We start from the raw sequence: 25,822 nt of genomic DNA on the forward strand, positions 1-25,822 counted from the left end.
GCGCGCCGGGCCGCAGCACGGCGCCATGCCCAACGGCGGGCAAGCATCTGCGATGCGCCGGGCCGCGGGCGGGAGCGCCCGGTCTACATGCCGAAACTGCTGTAAGGAATGAACCGCACAGGATCGCCGGGATTGATCTCTGCAGCGCCGTCTCCAAGTTCCACCAGCCCCTCGGCCCAGCTAAGGCCGCTGATGCGGCCGGAGCCTTCGGATTTGAACACCTCAATGCAGCCGTTCCGCATCCGCGCCCGCAGGTATTCGCGGCGGCCCGGCTTCTTGCGCTTTTCAAAGGCCGCCGGCACTTCAAATGCCTGCGGCACCTGCCAGCCCGCGCCCGCCATCAGCCCCATCGCCGGGCGGGCAAAAATCAGGGTGCAGACCAGAGCCGCCACCGGGTTGCCCGGCAGTCCGAAGACCGGCGTGCCCTGCCACATGCCCAGCGCCAAAGGGCGGCCGGGTTTCAGCGCGATGCGCCATTCCTGCATCGCGCCCGCTTCGCGCAGCAGTGCCGACATATGGTCCTCGTCCCCGGCGGAGGCACCGCCCGAGGTCAGGATAACGTCAGCCTGTTTGGCAGCGCTGTCCAGATCCGCCCGCAAGGCTTCGCGGTCATCCGCGGCCTTGCCCAGGTCAACCGGTACAAACCCGAGCTGGCGGATCAGCGCCAGCAGCATCGGACGGTTAGCATCAAAGATCTGCCCTTTGCCTGCGGGTTCTCCTGCCTCGACCAGCTCATCGCCGGTGGAGAGCACACCGACCCGCAACGGCAGACGGACCGCGAGTTCCGCCAGACCTGTGGCCGAGACCAGAGCCAGATCAGCGGGCGATATGACCCGGCCTGCGGGCAGGATGACGTCACCCGCGCAGACGTCCTCACCAGCCTTTCGGGTGTTTGTGCCCTGTTTCAGCGGGCCGTTGAAGGCGATCCGGGCGCCGTCGGTGTTCACGTCTTCCTCGAGGATCACCGTATCCACGCCATCCGGCAATGCGGCGCCTGTCAATATGCGGATGGCGCTGCCTGCGGGCACAGCACCGTCGTAGGGAACGCCGGCTGCGGCACGTCCCGGCATAAGCGGCAGCACATGCGGGCCTTCCGCCTTGCCGCCGGTAAAGCCGTAGCCATCTACTGCTGTATTGGGCAGCGGCGGGTTGGAGCGTTTGGCCACTGCGCTCTCTGCCAGCACCCGGCCAAGGGCGTCTGCCAGCGGCAGTGTTTCCACTCCGGTGACCGGCCCCAGCCTGTCCCGCAGCAGGGTCAGCGCGTCATCCACCGGGGTCCAATCCACGCCTGCAGGCAGGGCAAAGCAATCATTGCTGAGCGGCGGCGGTGTCAGCCGGCCCGGTTCATCCGCTGCCAGCGCGTTCAAGCGGTCTTCGTATCCCGTGCCCAATATCCAAGCTTCCTCTTGTGCTTCGTCAGGTACTGCCGCCAGCATTCCGGCAAGCTCCCCGGCCGGCAGACGGCTGAGCGCCTGCGACAATAGCCGCATTTGCACCCGGTCGCGTATTTCGTCCCGGCCCGCAAAAGCCATTGCAGCCTTAACGGCAGGTTCGATCAAACCTGGCCATATTTCTGCAAAAACAGTTTGTGCTGTCTCAACCTTTTCGAAAGGCCAGACAGCGGCCCGGTGCCGGAGCCGCAACCGCTGCAGAACCGGCACCCCCATGAGGACCTGACTGCCAACAGTCGGGTTGAAGAACAGCTGAAAACAGGAGGAAGCTGCCTTGGCCGCCAGATCCGCGCTGCGCCGTTCTGCCACGTTTTTATAGATTATACCGGCTTTGCGGTAGGGAATGTCCGGCCAGGTCTTCTCATCGGGTTTGCCCCAGAACGGGCCGGGGCCGGTAAACATCCGGTTCATTTCAGAGGCTATTTCAAACCGGTTGTTGGTTCCGTCCTCAGAGTCTTCGATCCGTTCTTCCAGCCAGGCCCATAAAGCAAACGGGTCATCGGACCCGGTGATCCGGCGCGCAAATCCGCGCGGATAGCCGAAGGGAAAATCAAATGCGGCTAGAACCCGCCGTCCCGCGGCCTGTTCCGCGTCGAGGAAGCTGCTGATCCAAACCTCTGCCTCCTGCCGGCTGCGGCAGTAGATTTGCCTTTCCGCGGTTCCGCCGCGCGCCACACCAAGCCAGATCGCATCCTTGCTTTGGCGCCGGGGCTTGCGCTTGGCAGCAGACCAATCGACGGTGAGAACAGTATCAAAACGGGTCACAGCCCCAGTTCTATCTGGATGAAATCCGCAATCGCTGCCGTATCGTTCAGATCAAAAACCGGGCGGTCCAGCGCCATCGCGGTGTTGCTGGCAACGGCCCGGATATTCGGGTCTTCCGGGGCGATCAGTTCGGTGCCTGCTTCCTGCCGGAAAGCCTCAACCTTGGGGTGGGGTTCGCGCTTGTAGCCCTCGACCAGCACCAGATCGACGGGACGCAGGCGGGCCAGCAGCTCTGCCAGCGGCGGTTCTGCCGCATCGCGCAGCTCCTGCATGATTGCGATGCGGCCAGCCGAGGCCAGCACCACCTCCGACGCGCCGGCCTGGCGGTGGCGGTGGCTGTCGGTGCCGGGCTGGTCCACATCGGTGGCGTGATGGGCGTGCTTGATGGTGGAAACGGTAAGGCCGCGCTCACAGAATTCGGCCACCAGCCGCTCCATCAGTCCGGTCTTGCCATTGTTCTTCCAGCCGGTGACGCCGTAGATCTTCATTTCAGCAACGCCTCTGCCTTGGCCAGATCTTCCGGCGTGTTGATGTTGAAGAACGGATCGAAAGGATCGGCCTCGAACAGCGCTTCGCGGCCGTTGTGCTGATCTGTCCACAGCACCACCTTTCGCAAGCCGTCAGTCAAAGCCGCGCGCAGGTCATCGCGCAGAGCAACGGGCCAGAGGCCAAAGGCCGGGTGCCGGTTGATGCGCTTGCCGCCGCCGGATTTCAGCGCCTCATCCCCGGTGCGCGGGGTGGTGGCCAGCACCAGCGGATGCTCCATGCCTTCGGACGCTGCGGTCAGCCGGCCCACCAGATCCTGCGGGAAGAAAGGTGTGTCTGCGGCGGCGGTGACGATAGTCTCCGCCCCCTGCTCTGCCGCCCAGTCGAGGCCAGCCAGGACGCCAGCCAGCGGGCCGGCGAAACCTTCGATCGAGTCGGCAATCACCGGCAAGCCCAGGTCGGCGAACCGCTCCGGGTCGCCATTGGCATTGAGCGCAAGCCCCGAGACCTGCGGCGACAGCCGGGCCACCACGCGGGACAGCAGGCTCTGGCCGCCGACCTGCAGCCGCCCCTTATCGCCGCCGCCCATCCGGGTGGCAAGGCCGCCTGCGAGGATTACGCCGAGGGGCTGAGTCATGGTATCTCCTGCGGCCAAGGGGCCGGTCTAAGAACGATCAACGGCAGTACCGCCGAAAACACAATTATCAAGAAGAACACTGGGCTGAGCAACACAGCCAAGGCGGAAAGCAACAGCCAGGAAAACACCCGGGCCGCCCAGTGCAAAACCCGGAACATCCGCAATGCCTTTAACGCAGCCTTGGAATGCGGCAATTGCGGTGGCGGCCCCCAGAGAGCCAACCGGTAGAACAGCCTCTGGCGCGCAAGGTCCCGGCGGGCCCGCAGCATTGGTGGAGTTGGGTTCTCCGATGGCCAGCCCAAGGCGGATCTGACGGCCCAGGGCGTTTTCTCCATTTCGGTAAAATACTGCCCGATTACGTGCCAGGTTCTCCAGAAAAGAATCAGCCCGCCAAAGCCAAGTGTGATCCAAAGCAGCGCTCCGCCCATGATCCAAGCAGCCGGATCATTTGCGATGCTCTCCACCAGAGTGGTCCCTATTGAGTTCTGCTCTGCCATGCGTTTTCCGGGCCGGATTTCACGTGAAGTCCGGTTATCCCTCCGCACTCTTGCGCCGGTGCTTCTTCTCTTCTACCGGTGCGTCTTTCGGATCCATGTCGCGCACCAGCCGCTCCTCGCCCGAGAGGCAAATAAACCGCTGGCCGCGCATCCGGCCGATGAGAGTGAGGCCAACCTCGCGGGCGATTTCAACGCCCCAGGCGGTGAAACCCGAGCGCGAGGCCAGCACCGGGATGCCCATCATCGCGGTTTTGATCACCATCTCCGAGGTCAGCCGTCCGGTGGTATAAAGGATCTTGTCCGCCGCCGCGGCCTGCTCGGACAGCATCCAGCCGGCGATCTTGTCCACCGCGTTGTGACGGCCGACGTCCTCCATATAGACCAGCGGGCGGTCCTGTCGGCAGAGCACTGTGCCGTGGATAGCGCCGGCCTCAAGGTACAGCGAGGGCGTGCGGTTGATCTTGTGCGCCAGCGTGTAAAGCCAGGAAGTCTTCACCTGCACCTTGGGCAGGCGCACATCCTCCAGCCCCTCCATCATGTCGCCAAAGACGGTGCCGACTGCGCAGCCGGAGGTGCGGGTCTTCTTCTTCAGCTTTTCCTCGTGGCTGGTTTCCACCGCGGTGCGGACAACCACGGTTTCCAGATCCTCGTCATAATCGACGCGGGTGACCTCATCCCCGTCCAGCAGCATGCGCTGATTGCGCAGGAAGCCAAGCGCCAGGTATTCCGGGTAGTCGCCGATGGTCATCGCGGTGACGATTTCCTGGGAATTCAGGAAGATGGTCAGCGGGCGCTCCTCAACCACGGAGATATCGCTGGCCTCGCCGTTCTGGTCCACGCCGGTGACAGCGCGGGTCAGCCGCGGGTCGGCGACGCCGGGCGCGACCAGATATTCTGACGTGATATCCATACTCACCAATTGCATTCCTTCTGCCACCGCCGTAGGCCGGTTGAACGCAATCTAGGACGCGCTGATGGCAATCACCACCACCAAATCGGCCTTCTGGAAGGGGTTTCGCGACAGCGCGCCCTTCCTGTTCATGGCGTCGCCCTTTGGCTTCCTGTTCGGAGTGCTGGCGGCAGAGGCCGGGCTGATCGTGCCCGAGGCCTTTGCATTTTCATTGGCGGTCTTTGCCGGGGCGGCCCAGTTCACCGCGCTGCAGCTGATGCAGGAGAACGCGCCGCTGATTATCATTCTGATCTCGGCGCTCGCGGTGAACCTGCGGATGGCGATGTATTCGGCCTCGCTGACGCCCTACCTTGGCGGTGCGTCGATGTGGCAGCGCGCACTGGCGGCCTATTTCATGGTCGATCAGTCTTATGCGCTGTCCATCGTCAAGTTTGAGAGCGAGCCGGAGATGCCGCTGCCGCAGCGCATGGCGTACTTCTTTGGCACCAATGGTATCATTGCCCCGGTTTGGGTGGTTGCCACCGCAGTGGGGGCACTGGTCGGCACCCGGATCCCGGAAAGCTGGGGTGTGGATTTTGTGCTGCCGCTGGCGTTTCTGGCGATGATCGGGCCCATGCTGCGCACGCCTGCCCATGTGGCCGCCTGTTTCGTGGCGGTGGCCACCTCGCTGCCGGCTGCGGCCCTGCCCTATAACCTCGGCCTGATCGTGGCCGGGATTGCGGGCATGATCGCAGGCGCCCAGGCAGAGCTGTGGCTGGAACGGCAAAAGGCCAAGGCGGAGGGCGCGAAATGAGCAGTATTCCTGCATCAATCCTGTGGGCAGTGATCATCGGGCTGGCGGTTGGCAGCTATGCCCTGCGGTTTGCCTTTATCGGGTTCATGGGCGGCAAGCCCATTCCGGAATGGCTGATGCGGCATCTGCGCTACACGGCGGTGGCGATCATCCCGGCACTGGTGGCGCCGCTGGTGATCTGGCCTTCTCCAACTGGCGGAGATCCCAGCCTGATGCATCTTGCCGCCGCGGCCGCCACCTTTGCAGCCGGATACCTGACCCGCAACGTGCTGATTGGCCTGGGCACCGGCGGGTTGTGCCTGCTGCTGTTGTACCTCACCGCCTAGCGTCCGCCCGGCGCCTTCGGCTTTATCCGAACGGGAAGATTACTCAGCAGCGCTCAGCGCGGCGTCGCTTTTGACGAGGCCCGTCTGCAGATCGGCGCTGTCGGTCTCATAGTAGCGGTCCGTCACCACGCCGGGCAGCTGGCCGAACTGCGCTGACAGTTTTTCCGGGTAGAAGGTGCGGTTCAGGCTCTCGAACCCGGGGATCTGCTGCAGGATGCCGATGGTGGCCTGAGCGCAATAGGCGCCCGGCACACGGCCATTGGCCACCGCCAGCTGATAGGCTTTCTGGGCCTGCTCGGGCGTTACCTCGACCTGCTGCACCACTACGTGAAAGGTGCTGCGGGCATGCGCGCCGCGATAGGCCTTTTCAACCGCAGGGGTGATGCCATAAAGCACGTCATTCCGCTCTGGCACCACCGAGGCATAGAACGAACCTGCCGGATCGAAAATCACCCGTTCTGACGCGTTGATCATCAGCGACGCATGGCCGCCCCGCCCGGTGCGGTTGTTGATCATCGTGTAAAGAGTCAGCGTCGCCGGGCCGGGCTGGCGGTAGGCCACCCGGGCCAGCGTTTCAGCATCCGCATTGGGTTGCTGAGGCGCCGCGCAGCCCGCAAGCGCCAGCAGAACCGCGCCAAGACACAGCAGATTACGCAAGGCGCGCGCTCCTTGGACTGGGATCAGGTGGCGAAAACCGCCAGGAACAGAGCAAAGAAAACCAGCGCAATGCAGGAGCGTGTGATAAAGGTCAGAAAGCCGTTATAGACTTTTTCCTGAACCGCGGTGTCCATGGTGCCGTGCTGATGTTCAGCCATGTGAGTTATCCCTCGAATTCACGTGCATTTTTCCCGTGATTACTGGATTTGCGATCCTCTGTCACCACGTCAATCGCGCGCATCTGTCAGAAATACGCGGTGTGTTCCTTAGCATCGCCAGCAAACCAGCCCCCCGTCCGGGCCGGCACCGGAGCTGAATCGAATCGCCCGGCGCCCGGTCCGGGGTTTATTCCTGCTCCAGATCCGACGCGAGCCGGAAGCCGATCCGGTTGGCCGGGGCTTCTTCCTGCGCCTTGGGCACCGCCCGCAGCATCACATTCAGCTGGCTGACATGCTGCACCAGCTGGGTACGCGCACCGGGACCTTCGCTGCCATAAAAGGTGATGATATCGGGATCGTAATAGCCCATGCCTTCGATCCGCAGCACCCCGGCATTGCCGCCGGCAAATCCCATCGCAACCTCGTGCTCGCTGTCCAGCTGCTGTTCGAAATTCTGGATATAAAGGATCAGACGTTCATAGGCCCAGCGCGCGGGGCTTTTGGCGGCATCCTGCTTTTGCAGTTTTTCCGGAATCTTGCGCAGGCCCGCGCAGGCCTCGGGGTCGGCATGGACCTCGTGCACGCAGGGCAGCACCGCCGCCTCTGCCGCCTCGGCGCTGGTCGAAATCTCGTCGCTCATGGTGTCTCCCCCAAAATGCGGGGTGCGTCACCCCTTGCGCTGATAAAGCCAGGCGCCGTCTTCACGTTTCCAGCGGTTCACCTGGCCGATGTGGTACAGATGATTTACATGGGCCACCGCCTCGACCAGCGCAAGCCCGTACTCGCCTTCGCCGATTGTGCGCTTGAACAGCGGCGCAAAGCAATCGGCAGCAGTCTGCGGCGCGGACAAGTGATCCATCAGCCGTTCCAGCGCACCGTGGTGATTGCCGATCAGCTGCTGCATCCGCAACGGCAGCCGGGTGAACGGCAGCTTGTGCCCACCCAAGGCCAGATGATCGGGCCGCGCCAGTTTGGACAGGCGCTCACAGGCTTCCAGCCATTCGCCCAAAGGATCCGCCATCGGTTCGGTCGCGTAGACGCCGATGTTGGGGCTGATGGTTGACAGGATCTGATCGCCGGTGATCACCAGATTGTCATCACGGCTCCAGAAGGTCGCGTGTTCAGGCGCGTGGCCGTTGCCGGTGTGCACGTCCCAATCGCGTCCGCCCATGCGGATCGCATCCCCCTGTTTGATGCGGGTGAAGCCCAGCGGCATCGGGTACACGGTGTCGGCAAAATTGAATGGCCGGTCGTTGGCGCGTTTGTCATAAAACGCCTGATCCATGCCCGCACTGCGGTAATAGGCCAGCGTTTCCTCGGGCCAGGTCTCCTGCACGTCGAGGGTCAGCATCCGGGCAAACAGCCAGGCGGTGCGGGTGGTGATCAGCTCGGCGCCGTGTTCGCTCTGGAACCAGCCCGCCAGACCGATGTGATCCGGATGGTGATGGGTGCCGACAACGCGGGTGACCGGTTTGCCCTTCAAAGGCCCCGCCATCAGGCTTTCCCAGATCGCGCGGCTTTTGCGGGTGTTGAACCCGGTGTCGATCACCGTCCAGCCATCGCCGTCATCCAGCGCGTAGATGTTGACGTGATCCAGCTTCATCGGCAGCGGCTGACGCATCCAAAGGACGCCCTCGGCCACCTCGATCGCTTCGCCCTGGGCAGGCGGTTCTTCCCACGGGGTGCGCGGCGAGACGTCGGGAATATCAGTCACAGATCAACCTGCCAGTTCTTCGAGGCTGAGGGCAAAGGTGCCCGCAGCACCAGCCTGCGCATGGGCCAGCAGGCTGGCATGTTCGGGCAGCATCCGGGTGATGTAGAACCGCGCCAGTTTTTCGCGCGGGCCGCCCTGGTCCGCCATCGCTGCCGCCAGATGGTAATGGCCGCCCAGCACCCGGGCAAAGGCCCGCAGGTAGGGAACGGAGCCGGCAAAGCGGTCCTGCATATCTTGCTGGGCAACCAGCCATTCGGTGGCCTCGCGCAAGGACTCGCAAGCCTGCCAGACAGATTCCGCCATATTCGGATGGGTGGCGCGGGCCCGTTCGGCCTGCTCCTCAATCTCGTCAATCAGACCAAAAGCCATCTCGCCGCCGTCCATCATCTTGCGCGCGACCAAATCCATCGACTGGATGCCATTGGTGCCCTCGTAGATCGCGGTCACCCGCACGTCGCGGCAGTACTGCGCGGCACCGCTCTCCTCGATAAAGCCCATGCCGCCATGCACCTGCACCCCGGTCTCAGACACCCGGATGCCGGTGTCGGCTCCAAAGGCCTTGGCAATCGGCGTCAGGAACGCCGCGCGCGCCGCCCAGCCGCTGTCACCCGTGGCAGTCTGCATGTCGATCGCCTGCGCGCAGGCCAATAGGATCGCACGGGCGGCAAAAAGATCCGCCTTCATCTCCATCAGCATCCGGCGCACATCGGCGTGGTCGGCAATGAAACCGCTGGCGGTGCGGCCCTGCTTGCGCTCCAGCGCATAGGCCAGCGCGTGCTGATAGGCGCCTTCGCCAGCACCTACGCCCTGCCCGCCCACGCCCAAACGCGCGTTGTTCATCATGGTGAACATCGCCGCCATGCCGCCATGCTCCGCGCCGACCAGCCAGCCGGTGGCGCCGTCATATTGCATCACGCAAGTGGGAGAGCCGTGCAGGCCCATCTTGTGCTCAAGGCTGACGACCTTAAGGTCATTTGCCTTGCCCGGGTTGCCGTCGGAATCCGGCAGGTATTTCGGCACCAGGAACAGCGAAATGCCCTTGGTCCCCGGCGCGCCGTCCGGCAGCCGCGCCAGCACCAGATGGCAAATGTTGCCGCAGAAATCATTGTCGCCCCAAGAGATAAAGATCTTCTGACCGCTGACCGCATAAGTGCCATCGCCATTCGGCACCGCCTTGGAGCTGAGCGCCCCCACGTCAGACCCAGCCTGCGGCTCGGTCAGGTTCATGGTGCCGGACCATTCGCCGGAGATCAGCTTGGGCAGGTACAATTCCTTAATCGCATCCGAGGCATGATGCTCCAGCGCCTCGATCTGGCCCTGGCTCATCAGGGGTGCCAGCTGCAGCGACAGGCAGGCGCCTGCCATCATCTCGTTCACCGCAGTTGCCACGGTCAGCGGCAGCCCCATGCCGCCGTGTTCCTCCGGCGCGCTCATGCCGATCCAGCCGCCCTCTGCGATGGCTTTGAACCCGTCACCGAAACCGGGCGAGGTCCGCAGGACGCCGTTTTCCAAAAAAGCCGGGGTCAGATCGCCGTTGCGCTGCAAAGGGGCCATCACCTCGCCGCACATCTTGCCAGCCTCGTTGAGGATGGCGCTCACTATGTCTGGCGTTGCCTCGGCAAAACGGTCTGTGGCCGGGATGGCATCATAGCCGACAACATGGTTCAACAGAAACTCATACTCGGAAACGGGGGCACGGAAGGTCATGGGCGTCCTCTGACGGTCATTTAAGGGGCGTCCTGGCGCGGGCAGCCTTGGCTTCCCGGCACGGGCCTATTATGGTTGTTGGCTTGACCGATTACCTAATCGGACGCTCATTTCAATCAACCAAAACGCCGCGTCACCCGGAATGCCCCTGCACAGCACAGAAATCCTTGCCGCCACGGCAACCGGTATCGCCCGGGCCGCCCAACTGCTTCGGGAGGGTAAACTTGTCTCCTTTCCCACCGAAACCGTCTATGGTCTCGGCGCCGATGCCCGGCAGGGCGCGGCGGTGGCGGCAATCTATGAGGCCAAGGGGCGGCCCTCCTTCAACCCATTGATCGCGCATGTGCATTCGGCCGAGGCGGCACAGCGCTATGTTCAATGGAGTGATACGGCAGAGCAGCTGGCCCAGGCTTTCTGGCCCGGCCCGCTGACCCTGGTGCTGCCGCTGCGCGCTGGCCACGGGATTTCACCGCTGGTCACTGCCGGGCTGGAAACTTTGGGGGTGCGTGTTCCGGCCCACCCCGCTGGACAGGCCTTGCTGCAGGCATTGGACGGCCCGGTTGCCGCCCCTTCCGCCAACCCGTCCGGCAAGATCAGCCCGACCACGGCGGCCCATGTGCAGGCAGGCCTGGACGGGCGCATTGCCGCGATCCTTGATGATGGCGCCTGCGGGGTCGGACTGGAATCGACCATTGTCGGACTTGCAGGCCCCGCGCCGATGCTGCTGCGTCCCGGCGGGCTGGCAGCAGAAGAGATCGAAGCAGTGCTAGGCCGCAAACTGGCAGTGCGCGATGTGCACGACCCGCTGACCGCCCCCGGCCAGTTGCTGTCGCATTACGCCCCCGGCGCGCCTGTCCGGCTGAACGCCAGCGCGCCAGACGAAGGCGGGCTTTTTCTCGGCTTCGGACCGGGGGCGTGCGACCTGAACCTTTCCGAAAGCCGGGATCTGGCTGAGGCCGCCGCCAATCTCTTTGGCCATCTGCACCAACTGGACGCCCTTGGCAGACCCATCGCGGTGGCGCCGGTTCCGGATCACGGGTTGGGTGAAGCCATCAACGACCGTCTCCGCCGCGCCGCCGCGCCAAGGGATTGAGCCGTCCCAGCACCCGACCAACAGGGCAGAACACTCCTGTCCGTTTGAAACCCATCCAAGATGGGTGCCAAACAGTTGGGCATGGCGCCGCGCAAGCGCGGCGCGGCGCAGCCATGCACCCAAGCCGCTGATTTACGTCCGCAAAGGAAGCGCAACCACCGCCGCTGCAACAATTTCAATTGATGAAAGCCTCCGCCCCTCCGGCCTGGAAACCAGCCCCGGCATGAGATCCGGGACGGGCCTCGCCTCAGCGGGAGGCGCGCCGTGCTTGCGCGGCGCCACGCCCAACCTTTTTCCGGTCATCTATGATGAATGGAACAAAGGGCGGGAGCACCCGGTTGAGACGGCGCAGCGCTTCTTATCTGCCGTTCAGGCGTGGCCTGCGCTGGCTGACAGTGTCAGCGGATCGACGCCAAGGGTTTTCAGCGATGCTTCCCATTTGCTGTCATCCGCCAGGCTGAAAACAAGATCCGGGCTGGCGTCGGCCGTCAGCCAGCCGTTCATGGCAATCTCTGATTCCAGCTGCCCCGGCCCCCAGCCCGCATAGCCCAGCAGCACCAGCAGTTGCTCCGGCCCCTGCCCCAATGCGATGTCTTCCAGAATATCCAGCGTCGCTGTCATCGAGAACCCGCCCGGCACCTTCAGCGAGCTTACGTCCGATTCGTAATCCGGTGTGTGCAGCACAAAGCCGCGCTGGGTTTCCACCGGGCCGCCGAACCGCACCGGCAATGCCGCGGCCGCGCTGCCGTCTTCGCCCAGGTCCAGCTGCTCCAGAAGATCGCCCAGCGCCACCCCTTCCGCGCGTTTGTTGACGATGAGACCCATCGCCCCTTCCTCGCCGTAGGAGCACAGGAAAACCACCGAATGCTCAAACCTTGGGTCACCGATTCCGGGCATTGCAATCAAGAGCTTGCCAGTCAGATCCATGAAATTCCATCTTTCCTGCTGCTGCCTCCACCATGACGCCCCCCTGCCTGTCACGCAAGAGGTGCAAAGGCCATGTCCGGTGAAGCCTCCGGCAAAATTGCCGCAAACCTGCCCTTACTCCAAGACAATGACCCGAACGTGACTTGGCAAACCCTGCCGCCAAGCGCATGTATCAGGGCATGAAACCGATGCAAAACAGACACGCTGCCGCCCTGGCGGCCTTGCTTGCCATGACAGCAGGCGCCCCGGCCTTTGCTGGCGCCGCTGAAAGCGGAATTGTGCAGATTGAGGTGCTGGACGGCGGCATGACCCCGCGCGGCACCTATATGGGGGCGCTGCGGATCAAGCTGCAGCCGGGCTGGAAGACCTATTGGCGCGCGCCCGGCGACGCCGGCATTCCGCCCAGTTTTTCCTGGCGCGGTGCGCGCAATGTGGGCGGGCTGTCGATCACCTGGCCCGCGCCCGAGGTTTTTGAAACCTCCGGCTACCGCACCATCGGCTATCACGATCAGCTGGTGCTGCCGGTGGAGATCACCCCGGAGAAGCCCGGCAAGCCGGTGCGCCTGAAAGGCCGGATGCAGCTGGGTGTCTGCAAGGATGTCTGCGTGCCGGCCGAGCTGAGCTTTGACCAGCAGCTGGACAGTACCGCAGGCCGTAACCCGGCAATTGCCGCTGCGATGGCCAGCCGCCCCTGGTCGGCCAAAGAAGCCGGTGTGCGCCATGCCGCCTGCAGCTTGCGCCCGTCTGAATACGGGATGAAAGTCACCGCCCGCATCGCAATGCCGTCCGCCGGCGGCAAGGAGGTTGCGGTGATCGAGCCCGGCAATCCGAAACTCTACGCCGGCGAGACAACCACCCGCCGCGAAGGCGGCTTACTGGTGGCTGAGACTGAATTCCTGCCCGCTGACGGCAACGCTTATGCCATTGACCGCTCGCAATTGCGGATCACGGTGCTGGGGCAAAACCACGCGGTGGACATCCAGGGCTGCAGCGCCGGATGAGCACGCCCGGCAGCCCGCAGCGTCCGGTCCTCGGCACCATTGCCGTGGTCTGCCGCCATTTTGGCGGACGGGACCAGGTCATCCTGGTGCAGCGCGGCAAAGAACCGAATGCGGGCTGGTGGGGCTTTCCCGGCGGCCATGTGGAGATGGGAGAGACCGCCCTGCAGGCCGCCGCGCGCGAGTTGCAGGAGGAAACCGGGGTTATTGCCAAGCCGTTGGAATATCTCACCAATGTGGATGTGATTTCCCGTGATGCGGCAGGCACGGCACAGCGCCAGTATCTGCTGACCGTGGTCTTGTGCGAATACATCAGCGGCGAGCCGGTGCCGGATGATGATGCCGAACAGGCCGAATGGATCCCGATTGCTGAGATCGAAACCCGCGGCCTGCAATTGCTGGAACAGGTGGCGGATGTGGCCCGGCTGGCTCAGGCCCGCTGGCGGGCGCTGAACCGGTAGGCAATGCCTCCGGCCAGATAGGCCAGCAGCGCCAGAACCAGCGCCCCCGCAATGCAGGCCAGCAATCCGGCGCGCACCGGATCCATTGCCGCCAGCGCAGGAAACGCCCGTAGCGCCGGATGCAGCGCACCGGTGGCCATCGCCCAGCCCAGCGTCAGCACCAGCCAGCCAAGCTGTGCCAGCGCGGTGCCCAGCACCAGCCAGCGCAGCCCCCCGGCGCCGCGCCGCAACGCCCGGCGCAGCGAGGTCATCGGGCGTGACAGGTCCCGCTGCATGGCGACCAGTGCAGGCACCACCAGCAGGACCAGGAACATGCCAAATCCAAGGCCATAGACCAATGTGATCACCGTCGGCTTCAGGAACTGAGCCTGCTGCGAGCGCTCAAACAGCAGGGGCGCCAGCCCCAGAACAGTTGTCATCGTGGTCAGCATCACCGGCCGCAGCCGGTCAGCCGCCGCATCGATGATCGACGGCACCAAGCCGCGGTCTTGTGCATATTGGTCGATGGTCGTCACCAGCACGATGGAATCATTGATGATGATCCCGGTCATTCCCAGCAGCCCAACCACGGTGAACATGCTCAGCGGCACCTCCCACATGTAATGCCCCCAGATCGTGCCGACCAGGCCAAAGGGAATGATCGCCATCACCACCAATGGCCGGGTCCAGCTAGCAAAGATCCAGGACAGCACCAGGTAAATACCGGTGAGGCACAGGATCAGCCCGGTGCCTGCCTCCTGCAGGAAGGTTTGCTCCTGCTCGGCGAGGCCCGACAGGGTCCATTCAACTTGCCGCTCGCTGGCGATCTTCGGCAGGATTTCCTGCTGCAACGCTTGCATCACAGCTTCAGCCCGGGCGGGGTCGTCCTCGGAGATGTCGCCCGAGACACTGATCACCCGGATGCCGTTTTCCCGCCGCACGGTCGAAAAACCTGTGCGCCGGGTGACCGAGACGATATCGGCCAGCGGCACGTAGGTCCCGCTGGGCGCCCGCATCAGCGTGCGCTCCAGAAAATCGGCAGTCAGCTCATTTTCGGGCAGCTCCACCCGGATCTTGGCGCTGCGCGGCCCGTCCGGGTATGTCGCGGCCTCAATTCCATTCAGCCGCGCCCGCAGCGCCTGTCCCAGGCTGCCAATGGTGAAGTTCAATGCCTGGCCTTGCGGGGTGAGGTCAAGGATCACCTCCTCCTTGTCGTAGGCCAGATTGTCCTCGACGGCTGAGACCTCGGGGAAACGCAGCAGCGCGGTTTTCAGGTCTTCCGCGGCATCCTTCAGCACTTGCACGCCGGGGCCGGAGAATTGCACGTCCAGCGCGTCGCCGCCCGGACCCGACCGCCAGCCGCGGAAAGAGACCGTCTCAACCAGCGGATGCCGTGCCACCCGTTCCTGCAGCTCAGCGACAAAGGCAAAGCTGGAATAGGGGCGCAGGTCGGCGTCGATCAATTCAATCGCGATACCGCCCAGCAGATCTGTATCCTTGGCCTCAACCCCGCCCAGGCCGCGGCCCGCATTGCCGCCCACCTCGGCTATGACAAAATCCAGCGGGTTGCGGCCATAGCGGGCGGCATATTCTGCGCCCAGCGCCTCGGTGGTTCGCTGCACTTCCTGCATCATCGCAAGGGTATCACTGCGGCTGGCGCCCTCTACCATGGCGAAATTGCCGGTCACGGAGCCGCGCTCCGGCGCATTGAAGAAACGCCACTTCACGTCGCCGTTGATGAACAGCGCCGCCTGGCTGGCCAGGACCACCAACGCCCCGGCCAGCACCGCATAGCGGGCCTGAACCACAAGCCCCATGAACGGGCGGAACGCATGGTCGCGCAGCCAGCGGAAGCCGCGGTTCACCATCCGGTTCGGCCAGTCATACCAATGCCGCGCCTGGGCATGGGTCAGGGCATGGGACAGATGGTTGGGCAGGATCAGAAAACATTCCACAAGCGAGGCCGCCAGCACCGCAATCACGGTGAAAGGAATATCGCGGATCAGCTCGCCAAAGCGCCCGCCCACCAAGGTCAGGCCAAAGAAGGCGATGATAGTGGTCAGCGTTGCCGCAAAAACCGGCATCGCCATCCGCCGGGCCGCATTTTCGGCGGCCTGCACCGGGTTTTCACCCAGCCGCCGCACCCTGAAATCGGCGTGCTCGCCCACCACGATGGCATCATCCACCACGATCCCCAAGGTGATGATCAGGCCAAACAGGCTGACCATATTGATGGTGATCCCGGCGGCATACATCAGCGCCACGGCGGCAAACATCGAGGCGGGGATGCCCATGGCCACCCAGAAGGCGATACGGGTGTTGAGGAACAGGAACAACAGGCACAGCACCAGGGCAAGCCCCATCAGGCCATTGTCGATCAGAATGTCCAAACGGTCGGTGATCGACTGTGCCCGGGTCCGGATCAACTCGGCCGTCACCCCCTGCGGCAGGCTCGCCTGCATCTGATCCACCACCTCCTGCACCTGGCCCTGCAAGCGGATGGCATTGCCCTGGTCCGAGCGGTCCACCCGGATCGACATTGCCGGGTTGCCGTCCACAAAATACGAGCGGTTGCGGTCCACACCCTCGACCCGCACCTGCGCCACGTCGGCAATGGTCAGCACCGAGCCGTCGGCATTGGTGCGCAGGACAATGGCTTCCAGCTCGTCGGGTTTGCGTTTTTCGCTGCCGGTGCGCACCCGCGCGTTGGCACCGCTGACATCGCCTGCCGGATCTGCATCAACCTCTGCCGCAATGGCCTCGGCGACTTCGCGCATGGTGATGTCATGGGTCATCAGCTTGGCGGTGGGCACCTCGACGATGGTCTCGGGCGCTGCCACGCCGCGGATGGTGGTGCGGGTGACGCCGGCCTCAAACAGGCGGGTGACCAGCTCATCCGCAAACAGACCCAGCTGGCCTGCGGCCACAGGCCCGGATATCACCACATCGGTCACCCGGTCGCGCCAGGCGCCGCGGCGCACTTCCGGCTCCTCTGCCTCTTCCGGCAGGGTGGTGATGCCGTCGACCGCCGCCTGCACATCGTCGGTGGCCTGGCCCATGTCCGTGCCAGGCTCAAACTCCAGCGTCAGCGTTGCCCGCCCTTCGCGCGAGCTGGAGGATGTTTCCTCCACCCCGTCCACGGCCAGGAGTGCCGGCTCCAGAACCTGCACGATGGCGCTGTCCACATCCTCGGGGCCTGCGCCCTCCCATTCTACCGTGACCGTGACGCGTTCGACAATCACATCCGGGAAGAACTGCGTCCGCATGTTGGGCATCGCTGCGGCGCCCAGCACCAGCATGATCACCAGCAGCAGGTTTGCGGCAGTGCGGTGGCGGGTGAAGTAACTGAACAGCCCGCGGGCCGGCCGGGGGAGCTTGCGGACCATGACCCTCAGCCCCCCATCCGGGATTCAATCCGGGTCACCAGCCTGACGGGCACCCTGGCCTCGGCCAGTTGCTGCAGCATCTGTTCTTTCATTGCGGAAGGCATCACGCTGCTGCCCTCGACAAACGCCACAAGCCTGGCCCGGCGTTCGTCGGTCAGCTCGATTAATTGCGGAAGCGCCTGCACCCCGGCACCCTGGCGCAACGGGCGCACTTTAATGCCAGCGCCCAAAAGCGGCGTGCGCCCGGTCACGATCTCGCGGCCTTCTAGTCCCGAACCGCGGATCAGCACGTCATCGCCCTGACGGCGGACCAGTTCGACGGCCAGTGTCTCCAGCCGGTCCTCAGCCCCCAGCACAAGGACCGAGCCATCCGCGCCCAGCGCCGAGGCCGGAACACGGGCCACCGCCGCGACCTCAGGCTCGGTCACTTTTACGGTGACAAAATCGCCAGGTTCAAACCCCGGCGCAGCCTGCAGCCGGGCATAAACCAACCGCCCGGTCTGCCCGTCACCGGCAGCCCCGCTGGCGCGGGAAATCTGCCCGGCGGCACTTAACCCTGCACCGGCGGCATCCAGCGACACCCGCACCGGCGCGCGCAGCAGATGGCCGCCGGCATCAAGCAGCCGGGCATATTGCGCAGTGGAAACCCGGAACGCTGCCTCGAGCAGATCCGGATCAACCAAGTCCGCCAGTTTTTCATTGGCCGAGACCAGCCGCCCCTGCACCAGGTTAACCGCCTGCAAAGTCCCGTCAAAACCCGCCATGATCGTGGTGTCGTCCAGCTCGCGCTGCGCTTCGTCCAGCGCGATCTGCGCCCGGGCCACGCGGGTGGCAGCCTGATCCACACGCGCCTCTGCCTGGCTGACGGCCTGGCGGCGCGAGATCACCGCCTGGCGCGCCTGCACCGCCGCAAGCTCGGCTGTTTCCACCGTTGCGGCGGTGCCAACACCGCGCTGCTGCAGATCCACTTGCCGCTGAAAGGCCCGTTCGCGCAGCTGCGCCTGGTCCTGGGTGGCCTGCAATTCGTCCTGTGCAAGGATCAGCGCCCGGGTGGCATCACGTTCCTCGGCGCGGGCATCCATCATGTCGGCCTCGGCCCGGTCCAGTGCGGCCTGCGCATCCGCCGGATCGATTTGCACCAGCACTTCACCTGCGCGGACCGCGCCGCCGTCCTCGAAATCCTCAGAGAGGTGCACAACCCGGCCCGCCACTGCTGTGCGCAGCTCCAGTGCGCGGCGGCTTTCCACCCGGCCAAAGGCCGTCAGCTCCGGCGCCACGGTCTGCAGATCCGCTGTCACCACATTGACCGCAAACACCCGCTCACGCACTGGCGGTGTTTTTTTCTCCGCATTCAGCTGTGCGTCAATCGCACTGAAAACCAGCTGCCCGGCATAAAGCAGCAACGCTGCCGTTAAGGCCGCCAGGAACACCCCAGTCACACTCTGACGCAAAAAGCGCATGTCTCTCCCTTCCGGTGCGGATGCTGCCGGGACCGCCGATGCGGCCAGCCAAAGCGCAAATGCTTTGTGCCCGCTTGGAAATATACGATTTTCCGCACAGGTTTACGAGGTTACACGCCGTGCGGGATTACTTCCGGCGCAGATGTTCTTCCAATCTGGGCATGATTTCCACGAAATTGCAGGGCCGGTGACGGTAATCAAGCTGTTTTGACAGGATTTCATCCCAGCCGTCCTTGCAGGCGCCAGGGCTGCCGGGCAGTGCAAACAGATATGTGCCGCCCGCAACGCCGCCGGTGGCGCGCGACTGCACCGCGCTGGTACCGATTTTCTGCATCGAGACATGGGTGAAGACGGTGCCAAAGGCCTCGATCTCCTTTTCATAGACATCCCGGTGCGCTTCCACCGTCACGTCGCGGCCCGTCAGGCCGGTACCGCCGGTGGAGATCACCACATCCACTTCCCGGTCGGCGATCCAGGCGCGCAGCTGCGCGGCAATTTCGGCGCGCTCGTCAGGAATGATCTTGCGCCCGGCAAGGGTATGGCCCGCGTCCCGCAACCGGTCCACCAGAACCTGGCCAGAGCGGTCATCCTCCATTTTGCGGCTATCCGACACCGTCAGCACCGCAATGCGGACCGGGATGAAATCCATGCTTTCGTCAATCCGGGACATTTCACGCCCTCTCCATAATCGCCAGCCGCACGGCCAGCCCTGCAAAAATTCCGGCCGAAACCCGGCTCAGCCAGCGCGCGAACACCGGCGAACCGGTCAGCCGCTGCCCGGCCTGGCCGGCAAAAACGCCAATCAGCCCGTTGATAAAGAAACCACCCACGGCCAGGATCAACCCGAAGACCAGGAACTGCACCAGCACCGGGCCGGCCTCGGGTTTCACAAATTGCGGCACAAAGGCCAGCACGAACAGGATCACCTTGGGATTGGTCAGATTGACCAGCAGCCCGCTGCGAAAAGCGCCGTCCCCGCGCTGCTGCGGCAGCGCATCCGGCGCCGGTCCGCGGCGCAAAGCATCCCAGGCCAGATACAGCAGATAGACCACACCCGCCCAGCGGATCAGATCAAACAGCGCAGGTATCGCGGAAACCACCGCCCCCAGCCCCAGCCCCGCCAAGGACACATGCACCATGCTGCCCGCGGATATCCCGGCACTTGCCGCCACCGCCGCCCCGCGCCCCGAGCGCAGCCCCTGGCCAAGGCAGAACATCATGTCCGCGCCCGGTGTCAGATTCAGCGCCAGCGCTGCCGGGATGAACGCGAGCAAAGTTACCGCATCAATCAAGGCTGCACCTCAAACCAGCTCACCAAAGGGCCCAGATTGGCCACCTGCGTCCTGCCTATGCTGCCGCGAAAGCCCCAGCAATCATGCACATGGCCGCAGAGCAGCAATTGCGGCTGGATCCGCTCCGCCGCTGCCCGGACCGCCATGGAGCCGACGGACAGCCCGCCCGAGGTCACGTCCCCCAGCCCCTTGGGCGGTGAATGGGAGACCAGAATATCCGCGTGATCACAGGCAGCCAGCATCGCTGCCGCCTGAACTTCGCTCAGGTCGCAGGACCAGCTGCCAAAGGGTGTTTCAGGCACGCCATAGCCGAGGCCGAACAGACGCAGCCCCTCAAAATCAATTCCCTCGCCATGCAGCACTGTTGTGCCGGGAAACCCCGCAGCACGCAACTCACCAGCGCTTTCACCATTGCCGGGCACCGCCACCATCGGCGCCTTCAACCCAGCCAGCATCGCCACGGCCCGGTCCAGTCCCTGGCGCATATTGCAAAAATCACCTGCACCAATCACCAGATCAGCACCTGCGCTGGCCGCCACGATTTCCACCGCGTGGCTGCTTGAAAGATGCAGATCTGAAAACGCGAGAATCTTCATGAGGCTCCTCCTCCGTCAGGACAGGGCGCCCAGCCGTGCCTTCAGCTCAAGAAGATCACCCCAGGCCTGCCGCTTCTGCTGCGGCTTGCGCAGCAGATAGGCTGGGTGGAACATCGGCAGCACCGGCTTGCCCCAGGCCTGATCCCATTGCCCGCGCAGCCGGGTAATGCCGCGTTTGCCCAGCACTGCCTGACAGCTGATATTGCCCATCAAGACCAGAATATCCGGCTCTGCCAGCGCCACATGCCGCTCCAGGAACGGGGTCAGCATTGCGATTTCCACTGGCAGCGGATCGCGGTTCTGCGGCGGCCGCCAGGGCAGCACATTGGTGATATAGACGCTCTCGGCACGTGACAGGCCGATGGCCTCCAGCATCTTGTCCAGAAGCTGACCGGCACGGCCCGCAAACGGTTTGCCCTGCAGATCCTCATCCCGGTCCGGTGCCTCTCCGATGATCATCACCCGCGCGCCGGCCTGCCCGTCCGAGAACACCAGATTACGCGCGCCGCGTTTCAGGTCGCAATGGCTGAAACCCTCCAAGGCATCGCGCAAGGCCGGCAGGGATGCCACCCTCTTGGCGGCCTTCTGTGCCACATCAACAGGGTCCGCGTCCTTAGGCTTGGGCGGCGGCGCAGGGGCTGCACCCGGTTTCGGCTTCGGCGCAGCCTGCTCCAGCGCATAGCGGTCCACTGGCGCGTCGCAAAGCGCCTCGGTTGCGCCAAGCTCCGCCTGCCACTCCAACAGCGCCCGGGCGCTCCAGTAATCCAATGCCGATTCCATTCGCTCAAGCTACTCTGCCCGCAGCCCAAGCGGAACACCTCTCCGCGGCCATCTTGCAAATTCAAGTGTTTCATCTTTTCAGAAACACTCCGGGGAGCGCGACGGGCCGGCCCCTCGCCTGCGCACCGCCTGCCGCCGCCGCAACGCCTTGCCGCACGCGTGCACCCCGCCTATAAGAACCCGCAAATCAAGCGGAGCTGCCCCATATGTCCTTCGAACACCGCCACCTGCTTGGCATCGAACCGCTGACACCGCATGAGATCACCGCGATTCTTGATCTTGCCGATGAATATGTTGCCCTGAACCGCCGGCCGGAGAAGCATTCCGACGTGCTGGCGGGGCTTACTCAGATCAACATGTTCTTCGAGAATTCCACCCGTACCCAAGCGAGTTTCGAGCTGGCAGGCAAGCGCCTTGGCGCTGATGTTATGAATATGGCGATGCAGGCCTCCTCGATCAAAAAGGGCGAGACCCTGATCGACACCGCGATGACGCTGAACGCCATGCATCCGGACCTTCTGGTGGTGCGTCATCCGCATTCCGGCGCGGTGGATCTCTTGGCGCAGAAGGTGAATTGCGCGGTGCTGAATGCCGGCGACGGCAAACACGAGCATCCAACCCAGGCGCTGCTGGACGCGCTGACCATCCGCCGTTCCAAAGGCCGGCTGCACCGGCTGAACATCGCGATCTGCGGCGACATTGCCCATTCCCGCGTCGCCCGCTCGAACCTGATCCTGCTGGGCAAGATGGAAAACCGCATCCGCCTCATTGGCCCGCCGACTCTGGTGCCCGGCCAGTTCGCCGAATTCGGCGCCGAGATCTATGACGACATGCGCGAAGGCCTGAAGGACGTAGACGTGGTGATGATGCTGCGGCTGCAGAAAGAGCGCATGGACGGCGGCTTTATCCCGTCGGAGCGCGAATATTATCACCGCTACGGCCTTGACGCCGACAAGCTGGCGCAGGCCAAACCCGACGCCATCATCATGCATCCCGGCCCGATGAACCGCGGAGTTGAGATCGACGGCACTCTGGCCGACGACATCAACCGCTCGGTCATTCAGGAGCAGGTCGAGATGGGGGTCGCGGTGCGGATGGCGGCGATGGACCTGCTGGCCCGCAACCTGCGCGCCGAACGCCAGGCGAAGGCAGGCTGAACAGGTGGAGGGCGTGATCCATATCCCCGCCGGAGAGCGCGGCGTGATCCGGCTGTTTACACTCGATATGCGGCCTGAGCAGGCGGCATTCCTGATGGAACCCGGCGCGCTGGCGCAGGTGCTGGGGATCGAGGCGCTGGACATGGATCAGGTGGAGATCTTCCCGGTCACCGACCTGGAAGACATCGGCCTGACCGGTTACCTGACCGAAGGCTGCGGTGTACCGCGGGCGCAGGTCGAGAAAGCCCGCGGGATACTGGACGCGCTGGATGGCCATGTGCTGCTGATCCGCTCGCGCGCCTTTGACGGCGTCGAAACCCGGCTGACCCCGGCAGAGCAGATCACCCTGGTGGACACATACGGCGAGCGGCAGACCAATTGGAGCGCGCCGCCCGCAACCGCCGAAAGCGCCAAGCCCTATTCCGCCCCCAAACTTTCCCCGCGGCAGGCGCGCACCCAGGCCCGCCGCATTGGCGCTGCTCTGTTTGCCGTGGTGATGCTGCTGACTGCACTGCTTGTCTGGGCATTGATGGGTTGATGGCAGAGACCGATTTCAAACCGGACCGCAGCGCCTATGTCCGCGCTCACGCCTGGATGGCAGCGATTGGCATGGGCGGCGCAATGGCGGTTCTGTGGTTCCTGGACAGCCCGCATATCTGGACCGGCGCTGTTGGCGGGCTGGCCGCCATCGCCCTGCGCGGCTGGTATATGGCCAGCGAAGAGCTGGCGGTGGTCTGGACCCTGACGGATACGGCCCTCACCGGCCCAGCAGAACGCAACATCCCGCTGACCCAAATCGAAGCTGTCAAAACCATGGGCAGCTATGTGCAGGTGATCACCAGGACCGGCGACAAACACCTGATCAAATACCAGGCCAACCCGGCTGCAACGCTTCACGCAATTGAAAGAGCCAAGGCATGACCACTCTCTTCACCAACGCCCGCCTGATTGATCCTGAGGCAGGCACCGATGCGCCTGGCGCGGTACTGGTGCAGAACGGGCGGATCGCGGCAATTGAAAAGAACGCCGGAGATCCTGACCGGTTGCTGCGCGCGCACAACATCAGGCCGGAGGATGCGGTCCGTCAGGACTGCGGCGGCAAATGCCTGGCGCCGGGCATCGTCGACATCGGCGTCAAGGTCTGCGAGCCGGGCGAGCGGCACAAGGAAAGCTACAAGTCTGCGGGCCTTGCGGCGGCGGCAGGCGGGGTCACCACCATCGTCACCCGCCCCGATACAACACCTGCCATCGACAGCCCGGAAACACTGGAATTCGTCACCCGCCGCGCCCAGGCGGATACGCCGGTGAATGTGCTGCCGATGGCGGCGCTGACCAAAGGGCGCGCAGGGCGTGAAATGACCGAGATCGGCTTCCTCATGGATGCCGGCGCGGTGGCGTTTTCCGATTGCGACCATGTGACCGGCAATACCAAGGTCTTTCAGCGCGCGCTGACCTATGCCCGCTCCTGCGGCGCCTTGGTCATTGCCCACCCGCAGGAACCGGTGCTAAGCGCCGGAGCGGCTGCGACCTCCGGCAAGTTCGCCGCGCTTTATGGCCTGCCAGCCGTGTCGCCAATGGCCGAGCGGATGGGGCTGGACCGCGATATTGCGCTGCTGGAAATGACCGGTGCCACGTATCACGCCGACCAGATCACCACAGCCCGCGCCCTGCCCGCGCTGGAACGCGCCAAGGCCAACGGTCTGGATATCACTGCGGGCACCTCGATCCACCACCTGACCCTGAATGAGCTGGACGTGGCAGGCTACCGCAGCTTTTTCAAGGTAAAGCCGCCGCTGCGCTCCGAAGACGACCGGCTGGCGGTTGTTGAGGCTGTGCGCACAGGTCTGATCGATATCATCTCCTCGATGCACACGCCGCAGGACGAAGAAAGCAAACGGCTGCCGTTTGAAGAAGCCGCCGCCGGTGCCGTGGCGCTGGAAACCCTGCTGCCCGCAGCGCTGCGGTTGTATCATGCCGAACTGCTGGACCTGCCCACCCTGTTCCGCGCAATGTCGCTGAACCCGGCTAAACGGCTGGGGCTGGACAGCGGCCGCCTGGCCAAAGGCGCGCCTGCGGACCTGGTCTTGTTCGATCCGGACGTGCCGTTTGTGCTGGACCGCTTCAAACTGCGCTCGAAATCGCAGAACACGCCATTTGACACCCAGCGGATGCAGGGGCGGGTTGAGGCCACATATGTCGCGGGTGAGCCCGTCTACCGGAGGGACTGATGCCTGTTCTGGAAAGCTCTGCTGCCGTAATGATCCTGTGGGCGGCGATTGGCTACGGCCTGGGGTCGGTTCCCTTTGGCATGGTCGTCACCCGTCTGTTCGGGCTGGGCAACCTGCGTGAAATCGGCTCTGGCAATATCGGCACCACCAACGTTTTGCGCACCGGCAGCAAAGCCGCCGCGGCACTGACACTGATCCTGGATGGCGGCAAGGGCGCGGCGGCGGTGCTGCTGGCCCGCTCCCTGGCCGGCGAGGATGCGGCGCAAGCGGCAGGGCTGATGGCCTTTCTGGGCCATTGCTTCCCGGTCTGGCTGGGGTTCAAGGGCGGCAAAGGGGTTGCTACTTTCCTGGGGTTGATGCTGGCGCTGGCCTGGCCGGTGGGCATTGCCTGCTGCCTGACCTGGCTGGCAGCAGCGGCAGCCAGCCGGATATCGTCGATGGGGGCGCTGGTCTCGGCAGCCTCAGGCGCTGTTTGGGCATTGGTGCTGGGCTATCAGCAGGTTGCAGTTCTGGCGGTGTTGCTGGCAGCAGTGGTTTTCATCCGCCATTCGACCAATATCGCGCGGTTGCGTGCAGGCACCGAGCCGCGGATCGGCCAGAAGTGAGCCATGGCTGGCCGGCCGCGTTTCTGACCGCTTTTGATGCGCTGCCGCTGGGTGCCTTTTACGGTTCTGCGGCTGGGCGGCACTACGCAGTAACCCGCCAGGATCTGGCCGGCGGCAAGGCTCAGAAGCTGGTAGCCCATGAACGCGGCGGCAGGGATTACATCAGCCTCAACCTGTACCGGCTGGCTATTGGCGCGCAGCTGAGGCCCCGCGAAATGCCCAAGGAAAAAGTGATCCGCTTTGTGCTAACGCTTCAGGTCACGGAATAAGCCGCTCCAGCGCACGGCCATTGCCCCAGGTGCCGTGCAGCTCGCCGCTGGGCATCCGCACATAGACCACCGGATGGGTCTGGCCCCAGTTCACCCATATCACATCGCCATTGCGCGAACCGCTGCCGGAATAGGATTGCCCGGCAATCTTCCACTGCATGTCCACGGTCCCGCCATTGTCCTGAATCTGCACGGTTCCGGAATAAGCGCTGCCGTCGGGATTGCGCCCTTCGGCCCGGTAAACACCACTGACGTTTTGCGCGCTGGCCGGGGCCGCGAAGAGAGCAAAAGCCGTCAGCCCGCTCAGAACCGCGCGGCGGCTGGGTAATCCACGTGTCATTGTTGTCTCCATTTTGTCTGCGGCCACTTTGCCTGCCGGCGGCGGTGCTGTCACCCGTTCTGCGCATGAATGCACAGAGGGCCACCGTCTGATGCACATTCAAATTGAGTTGTTTTGAACGTGATCGCCCGGCGTTCCACATCAGTGCCG

29 protein-coding genes are annotated in these 25,822 nt (G+C 64.1%); 11 read left to right on the plus strand and 18 right to left on the minus strand.

Annotation, left to right across the window (positions count from 1 at the left end; all coding sequences use genetic code 11):
- Positions 1–83: 83 nt before the first annotated feature.
- Genes glp through K3557_RS14635 form a run of 5 tightly spaced genes read right to left on the minus strand, consistent with a single transcriptional unit; the run spans position 84 to position 4,746 of the window.
- A complete protein-coding gene (glp, locus tag K3557_RS14615; protein WP_259994700.1) occupies positions 84–2,216 on the minus strand; it encodes a gephyrin-like molybdotransferase Glp in 2,133 nt (710 codons plus the stop codon).
- Positions 2,213–2,704 (minus strand): molybdopterin-guanine dinucleotide biosynthesis protein B, encoded by a 492-nt coding sequence (gene mobB / locus K3557_RS14620; RefSeq protein WP_259994701.1) that lies wholly within the window; start codon positions 2,702–2,704, stop codon positions 2,213–2,215. Before mobB ends, glp begins: the two co-directional genes overlap by 4 nt.
- Positions 2,701–3,339 (minus strand): molybdenum cofactor guanylyltransferase MobA, encoded by a 639-nt coding sequence (mobA, locus tag K3557_RS14625; RefSeq protein ID WP_259994702.1) that lies wholly within the window; start codon positions 3,337–3,339, stop codon positions 2,701–2,703. The genes mobB and mobA overlap by 4 nt, the downstream gene beginning before the upstream one ends.
- Positions 3,336–3,836 (minus strand): hypothetical protein, encoded by a 501-nt coding sequence (locus K3557_RS14630; RefSeq protein ID WP_259994703.1) that lies wholly within the window; start codon positions 3,834–3,836, stop codon positions 3,336–3,338. Before K3557_RS14630 ends, mobA begins: the two co-directional genes overlap by 4 nt.
- Positions 3,837–3,870: 34 nt before the next feature.
- Positions 3,871–4,746 carry a formate dehydrogenase accessory sulfurtransferase FdhD gene (locus K3557_RS14635; RefSeq protein WP_259999645.1) on the minus strand — a complete coding sequence of 292 codons (876 nt, stop codon included), beginning with the start codon at positions 4,744–4,746 and terminating at the stop codon, positions 3,871–3,873.
- A 64-nt stretch (positions 4,747–4,810) separates the two neighbouring features.
- On the opposite strand from K3557_RS14635, the gene K3557_RS14640 reads away from it, so the two are divergent.
- Complete coding sequence (locus K3557_RS14640; RefSeq protein WP_259994704.1) at positions 4,811–5,539, plus strand: AzlC family ABC transporter permease; 729 nt, start codon at positions 4,811–4,813, stop codon at positions 5,537–5,539.
- Positions 5,536–5,865: an AzlD domain-containing protein gene (locus K3557_RS14645; RefSeq protein WP_259994705.1), complete on the plus strand. Its 330-nt coding sequence runs from the start codon at positions 5,536–5,538 to the stop codon at positions 5,863–5,865. Before K3557_RS14640 ends, K3557_RS14645 begins: the two co-directional genes overlap by 4 nt.
- A 39-nt stretch (positions 5,866–5,904) precedes the next feature.
- On the opposite strand, the gene K3557_RS14650 is transcribed toward K3557_RS14645, so the two are convergent.
- The 5 genes from K3557_RS14650 to K3557_RS14670 all read right to left on the minus strand — a co-directional run bounded on the left by K3557_RS14650 (position 5,905) and on the right by K3557_RS14670 (position 10,101).
- Positions 5,905–6,522 carry a hypothetical protein gene (locus K3557_RS14650; RefSeq protein ID WP_259994706.1) on the minus strand — a complete coding sequence of 206 codons (618 nt, stop codon included), beginning with the start codon at positions 6,520–6,522 and terminating at the stop codon, positions 5,905–5,907.
- Positions 6,523–6,545: 23 nt separating this feature from the next.
- Positions 6,546–6,680: an aa3-type cytochrome c oxidase subunit IV gene (locus K3557_RS14655; RefSeq protein ID WP_129369833.1), complete on the minus strand. Its 135-nt coding sequence runs from the start codon at positions 6,678–6,680 to the stop codon at positions 6,546–6,548.
- Between the two features lie 187 nt (positions 6,681–6,867).
- Positions 6,868–7,320, minus strand: coding sequence for a DUF6173 family protein (locus K3557_RS14660; RefSeq protein ID WP_259990095.1), 453 nt, complete (start codon positions 7,318–7,320; stop codon positions 6,868–6,870).
- A gap of 27 nt (positions 7,321–7,347) precedes the next feature.
- Positions 7,348–8,394, minus strand: coding sequence for an MBL fold metallo-hydrolase (locus K3557_RS14665; RefSeq protein WP_259994707.1), 1,047 nt, complete (start codon positions 8,392–8,394; stop codon positions 7,348–7,350).
- Positions 8,395–8,397: 3 nt separating this feature from the next.
- A complete protein-coding gene (locus K3557_RS14670) occupies positions 8,398–10,101 on the minus strand; it encodes an acyl-CoA dehydrogenase (RefSeq protein ID WP_259994708.1) in 1,704 nt (567 codons plus the stop codon).
- Between the two features lie 142 nt (positions 10,102–10,243).
- Here K3557_RS14670 and K3557_RS14675 point away from each other — a divergent pair, with 142 nt between their 5' ends.
- Positions 10,244–11,194, plus strand: a complete 951-nt coding sequence (locus K3557_RS14675; protein WP_259994709.1) for an L-threonylcarbamoyladenylate synthase — start codon at positions 10,244–10,246, stop codon at positions 11,192–11,194.
- A gap of 369 nt (positions 11,195–11,563) precedes the next feature.
- Here K3557_RS14675 and K3557_RS14680 read toward each other — a convergent pair whose 3' ends face one another.
- Complete coding sequence (locus tag K3557_RS14680; protein ID WP_237455318.1) at positions 11,564–12,121, minus strand: YqgE/AlgH family protein; 558 nt, start codon at positions 12,119–12,121, stop codon at positions 11,564–11,566.
- Between the two features lie 188 nt (positions 12,122–12,309).
- On the opposite strand from K3557_RS14680, the gene K3557_RS14685 reads away from it, so the two are divergent.
- The gene (locus K3557_RS14685; protein ID WP_259994711.1) at positions 12,310–13,122 is read left to right on the plus strand and encodes a protein-disulfide reductase DsbD domain-containing protein; all 813 of its coding nucleotides are present in this window, start codon (positions 12,310–12,312) and stop codon (positions 13,120–13,122) included.
- Positions 13,119–13,580, plus strand: a complete 462-nt coding sequence (locus K3557_RS14690) for an NUDIX hydrolase (RefSeq protein WP_259990083.1) — start codon at positions 13,119–13,121, stop codon at positions 13,578–13,580. The genes K3557_RS14685 and K3557_RS14690 overlap by 4 nt, the downstream gene beginning before the upstream one ends.
- On the opposite strand, the gene K3557_RS14695 is transcribed toward K3557_RS14690, so the two are convergent.
- The 6 genes from K3557_RS14695 to K3557_RS14720 form a co-directional block, all read right to left on the minus strand.
- Positions 13,550–16,945 (minus strand): efflux RND transporter permease subunit, encoded by a 3,396-nt coding sequence (locus tag K3557_RS14695; protein WP_259994712.1) that lies wholly within the window; start codon positions 16,943–16,945, stop codon positions 13,550–13,552. The two genes, K3557_RS14690 and K3557_RS14695, sit on opposite strands and share 31 nt — an antisense overlap.
- A gap of 5 nt (positions 16,946–16,950) precedes the next feature.
- The gene (locus K3557_RS14700; protein ID WP_259994713.1) at positions 16,951–18,405 is read right to left on the minus strand and encodes an efflux RND transporter periplasmic adaptor subunit; all 1,455 of its coding nucleotides are present in this window, start codon (positions 18,403–18,405) and stop codon (positions 16,951–16,953) included.
- A gap of 127 nt (positions 18,406–18,532) precedes the next feature.
- On the minus strand, positions 18,533–19,075 hold the full coding sequence (moaB, locus tag K3557_RS14705) for a molybdenum cofactor biosynthesis protein B (protein WP_259990077.1): 543 nt from the start codon (positions 19,073–19,075) through the stop codon (positions 18,533–18,535).
- Between the two features lies 1 nt (position 19,076).
- Positions 19,077–19,697, minus strand: coding sequence for a LysE family translocator (locus K3557_RS14710; RefSeq protein WP_259994714.1), 621 nt, complete (start codon positions 19,695–19,697; stop codon positions 19,077–19,079).
- Entirely contained in the window at positions 19,694–20,293 is a 600-nt protein-coding gene (locus K3557_RS14715; RefSeq protein ID WP_259994715.1) for a metallophosphoesterase family protein, read from the minus strand. Before K3557_RS14715 ends, K3557_RS14710 begins: the two co-directional genes overlap by 4 nt.
- Before the next feature lie 15 nt (positions 20,294–20,308).
- Positions 20,309–21,073 carry a uracil-DNA glycosylase family protein gene (locus K3557_RS14720; RefSeq protein WP_259994716.1) on the minus strand — a complete coding sequence of 255 codons (765 nt, stop codon included), beginning with the start codon at positions 21,071–21,073 and terminating at the stop codon, positions 20,309–20,311.
- A 206-nt stretch (positions 21,074–21,279) separates the two neighbouring features.
- Between K3557_RS14720 and K3557_RS14725 the strand changes: the two genes are divergently transcribed.
- From K3557_RS14725 to K3557_RS14750, 6 genes are read left to right on the plus strand one after another with little or no spacing between them, the layout of a single operon-like run.
- A complete protein-coding gene (locus K3557_RS14725) occupies positions 21,280–22,230 on the plus strand; it encodes an aspartate carbamoyltransferase catalytic subunit (RefSeq protein ID WP_259990069.1) in 951 nt (316 codons plus the stop codon).
- 4 nt (positions 22,231–22,234) lie between these two features.
- The gene (locus tag K3557_RS14730; RefSeq protein WP_259994717.1) at positions 22,235–22,768 is read left to right on the plus strand and encodes a hypothetical protein; all 534 of its coding nucleotides are present in this window, start codon (positions 22,235–22,237) and stop codon (positions 22,766–22,768) included.
- Positions 22,768–23,151, plus strand: a complete 384-nt coding sequence (locus tag K3557_RS14735) for a hypothetical protein (protein WP_259994718.1) — start codon at positions 22,768–22,770, stop codon at positions 23,149–23,151. The genes K3557_RS14730 and K3557_RS14735 overlap by 1 nt, the downstream gene beginning before the upstream one ends.
- A complete protein-coding gene (pyrC, locus tag K3557_RS14740) occupies positions 23,148–24,458 on the plus strand; it encodes a dihydroorotase (protein ID WP_259990064.1) in 1,311 nt (436 codons plus the stop codon). The genes K3557_RS14735 and pyrC overlap by 4 nt, the downstream gene beginning before the upstream one ends.
- A complete protein-coding gene (plsY, locus tag K3557_RS14745) occupies positions 24,458–25,063 on the plus strand; it encodes a glycerol-3-phosphate 1-O-acyltransferase PlsY (protein WP_259994719.1) in 606 nt (201 codons plus the stop codon). The genes pyrC and plsY overlap by 1 nt, the downstream gene beginning before the upstream one ends.
- Positions 25,060–25,332, plus strand: a complete 273-nt coding sequence (locus tag K3557_RS14750) for a hypothetical protein (protein ID WP_259994720.1) — start codon at positions 25,060–25,062, stop codon at positions 25,330–25,332. The genes plsY and K3557_RS14750 overlap by 4 nt, the downstream gene beginning before the upstream one ends.
- Here the strand turns inward: K3557_RS14750 and K3557_RS14755 are convergent.
- Positions 25,322–25,672 (minus strand): hypothetical protein, encoded by a 351-nt coding sequence (locus K3557_RS14755; RefSeq protein ID WP_259990058.1) that lies wholly within the window; start codon positions 25,670–25,672, stop codon positions 25,322–25,324. The genes K3557_RS14750 and K3557_RS14755 overlap by 11 nt on opposite strands.
- Between the last annotated feature and the right edge of the window lie 150 nt (positions 25,673–25,822).

The sequence above is a fragment of the Leisingera sp. M523 genome, from assembly GCF_025141335.1.
GTDB lineage: Bacteria > Pseudomonadota > Alphaproteobacteria > Rhodobacterales > Rhodobacteraceae > Leisingera.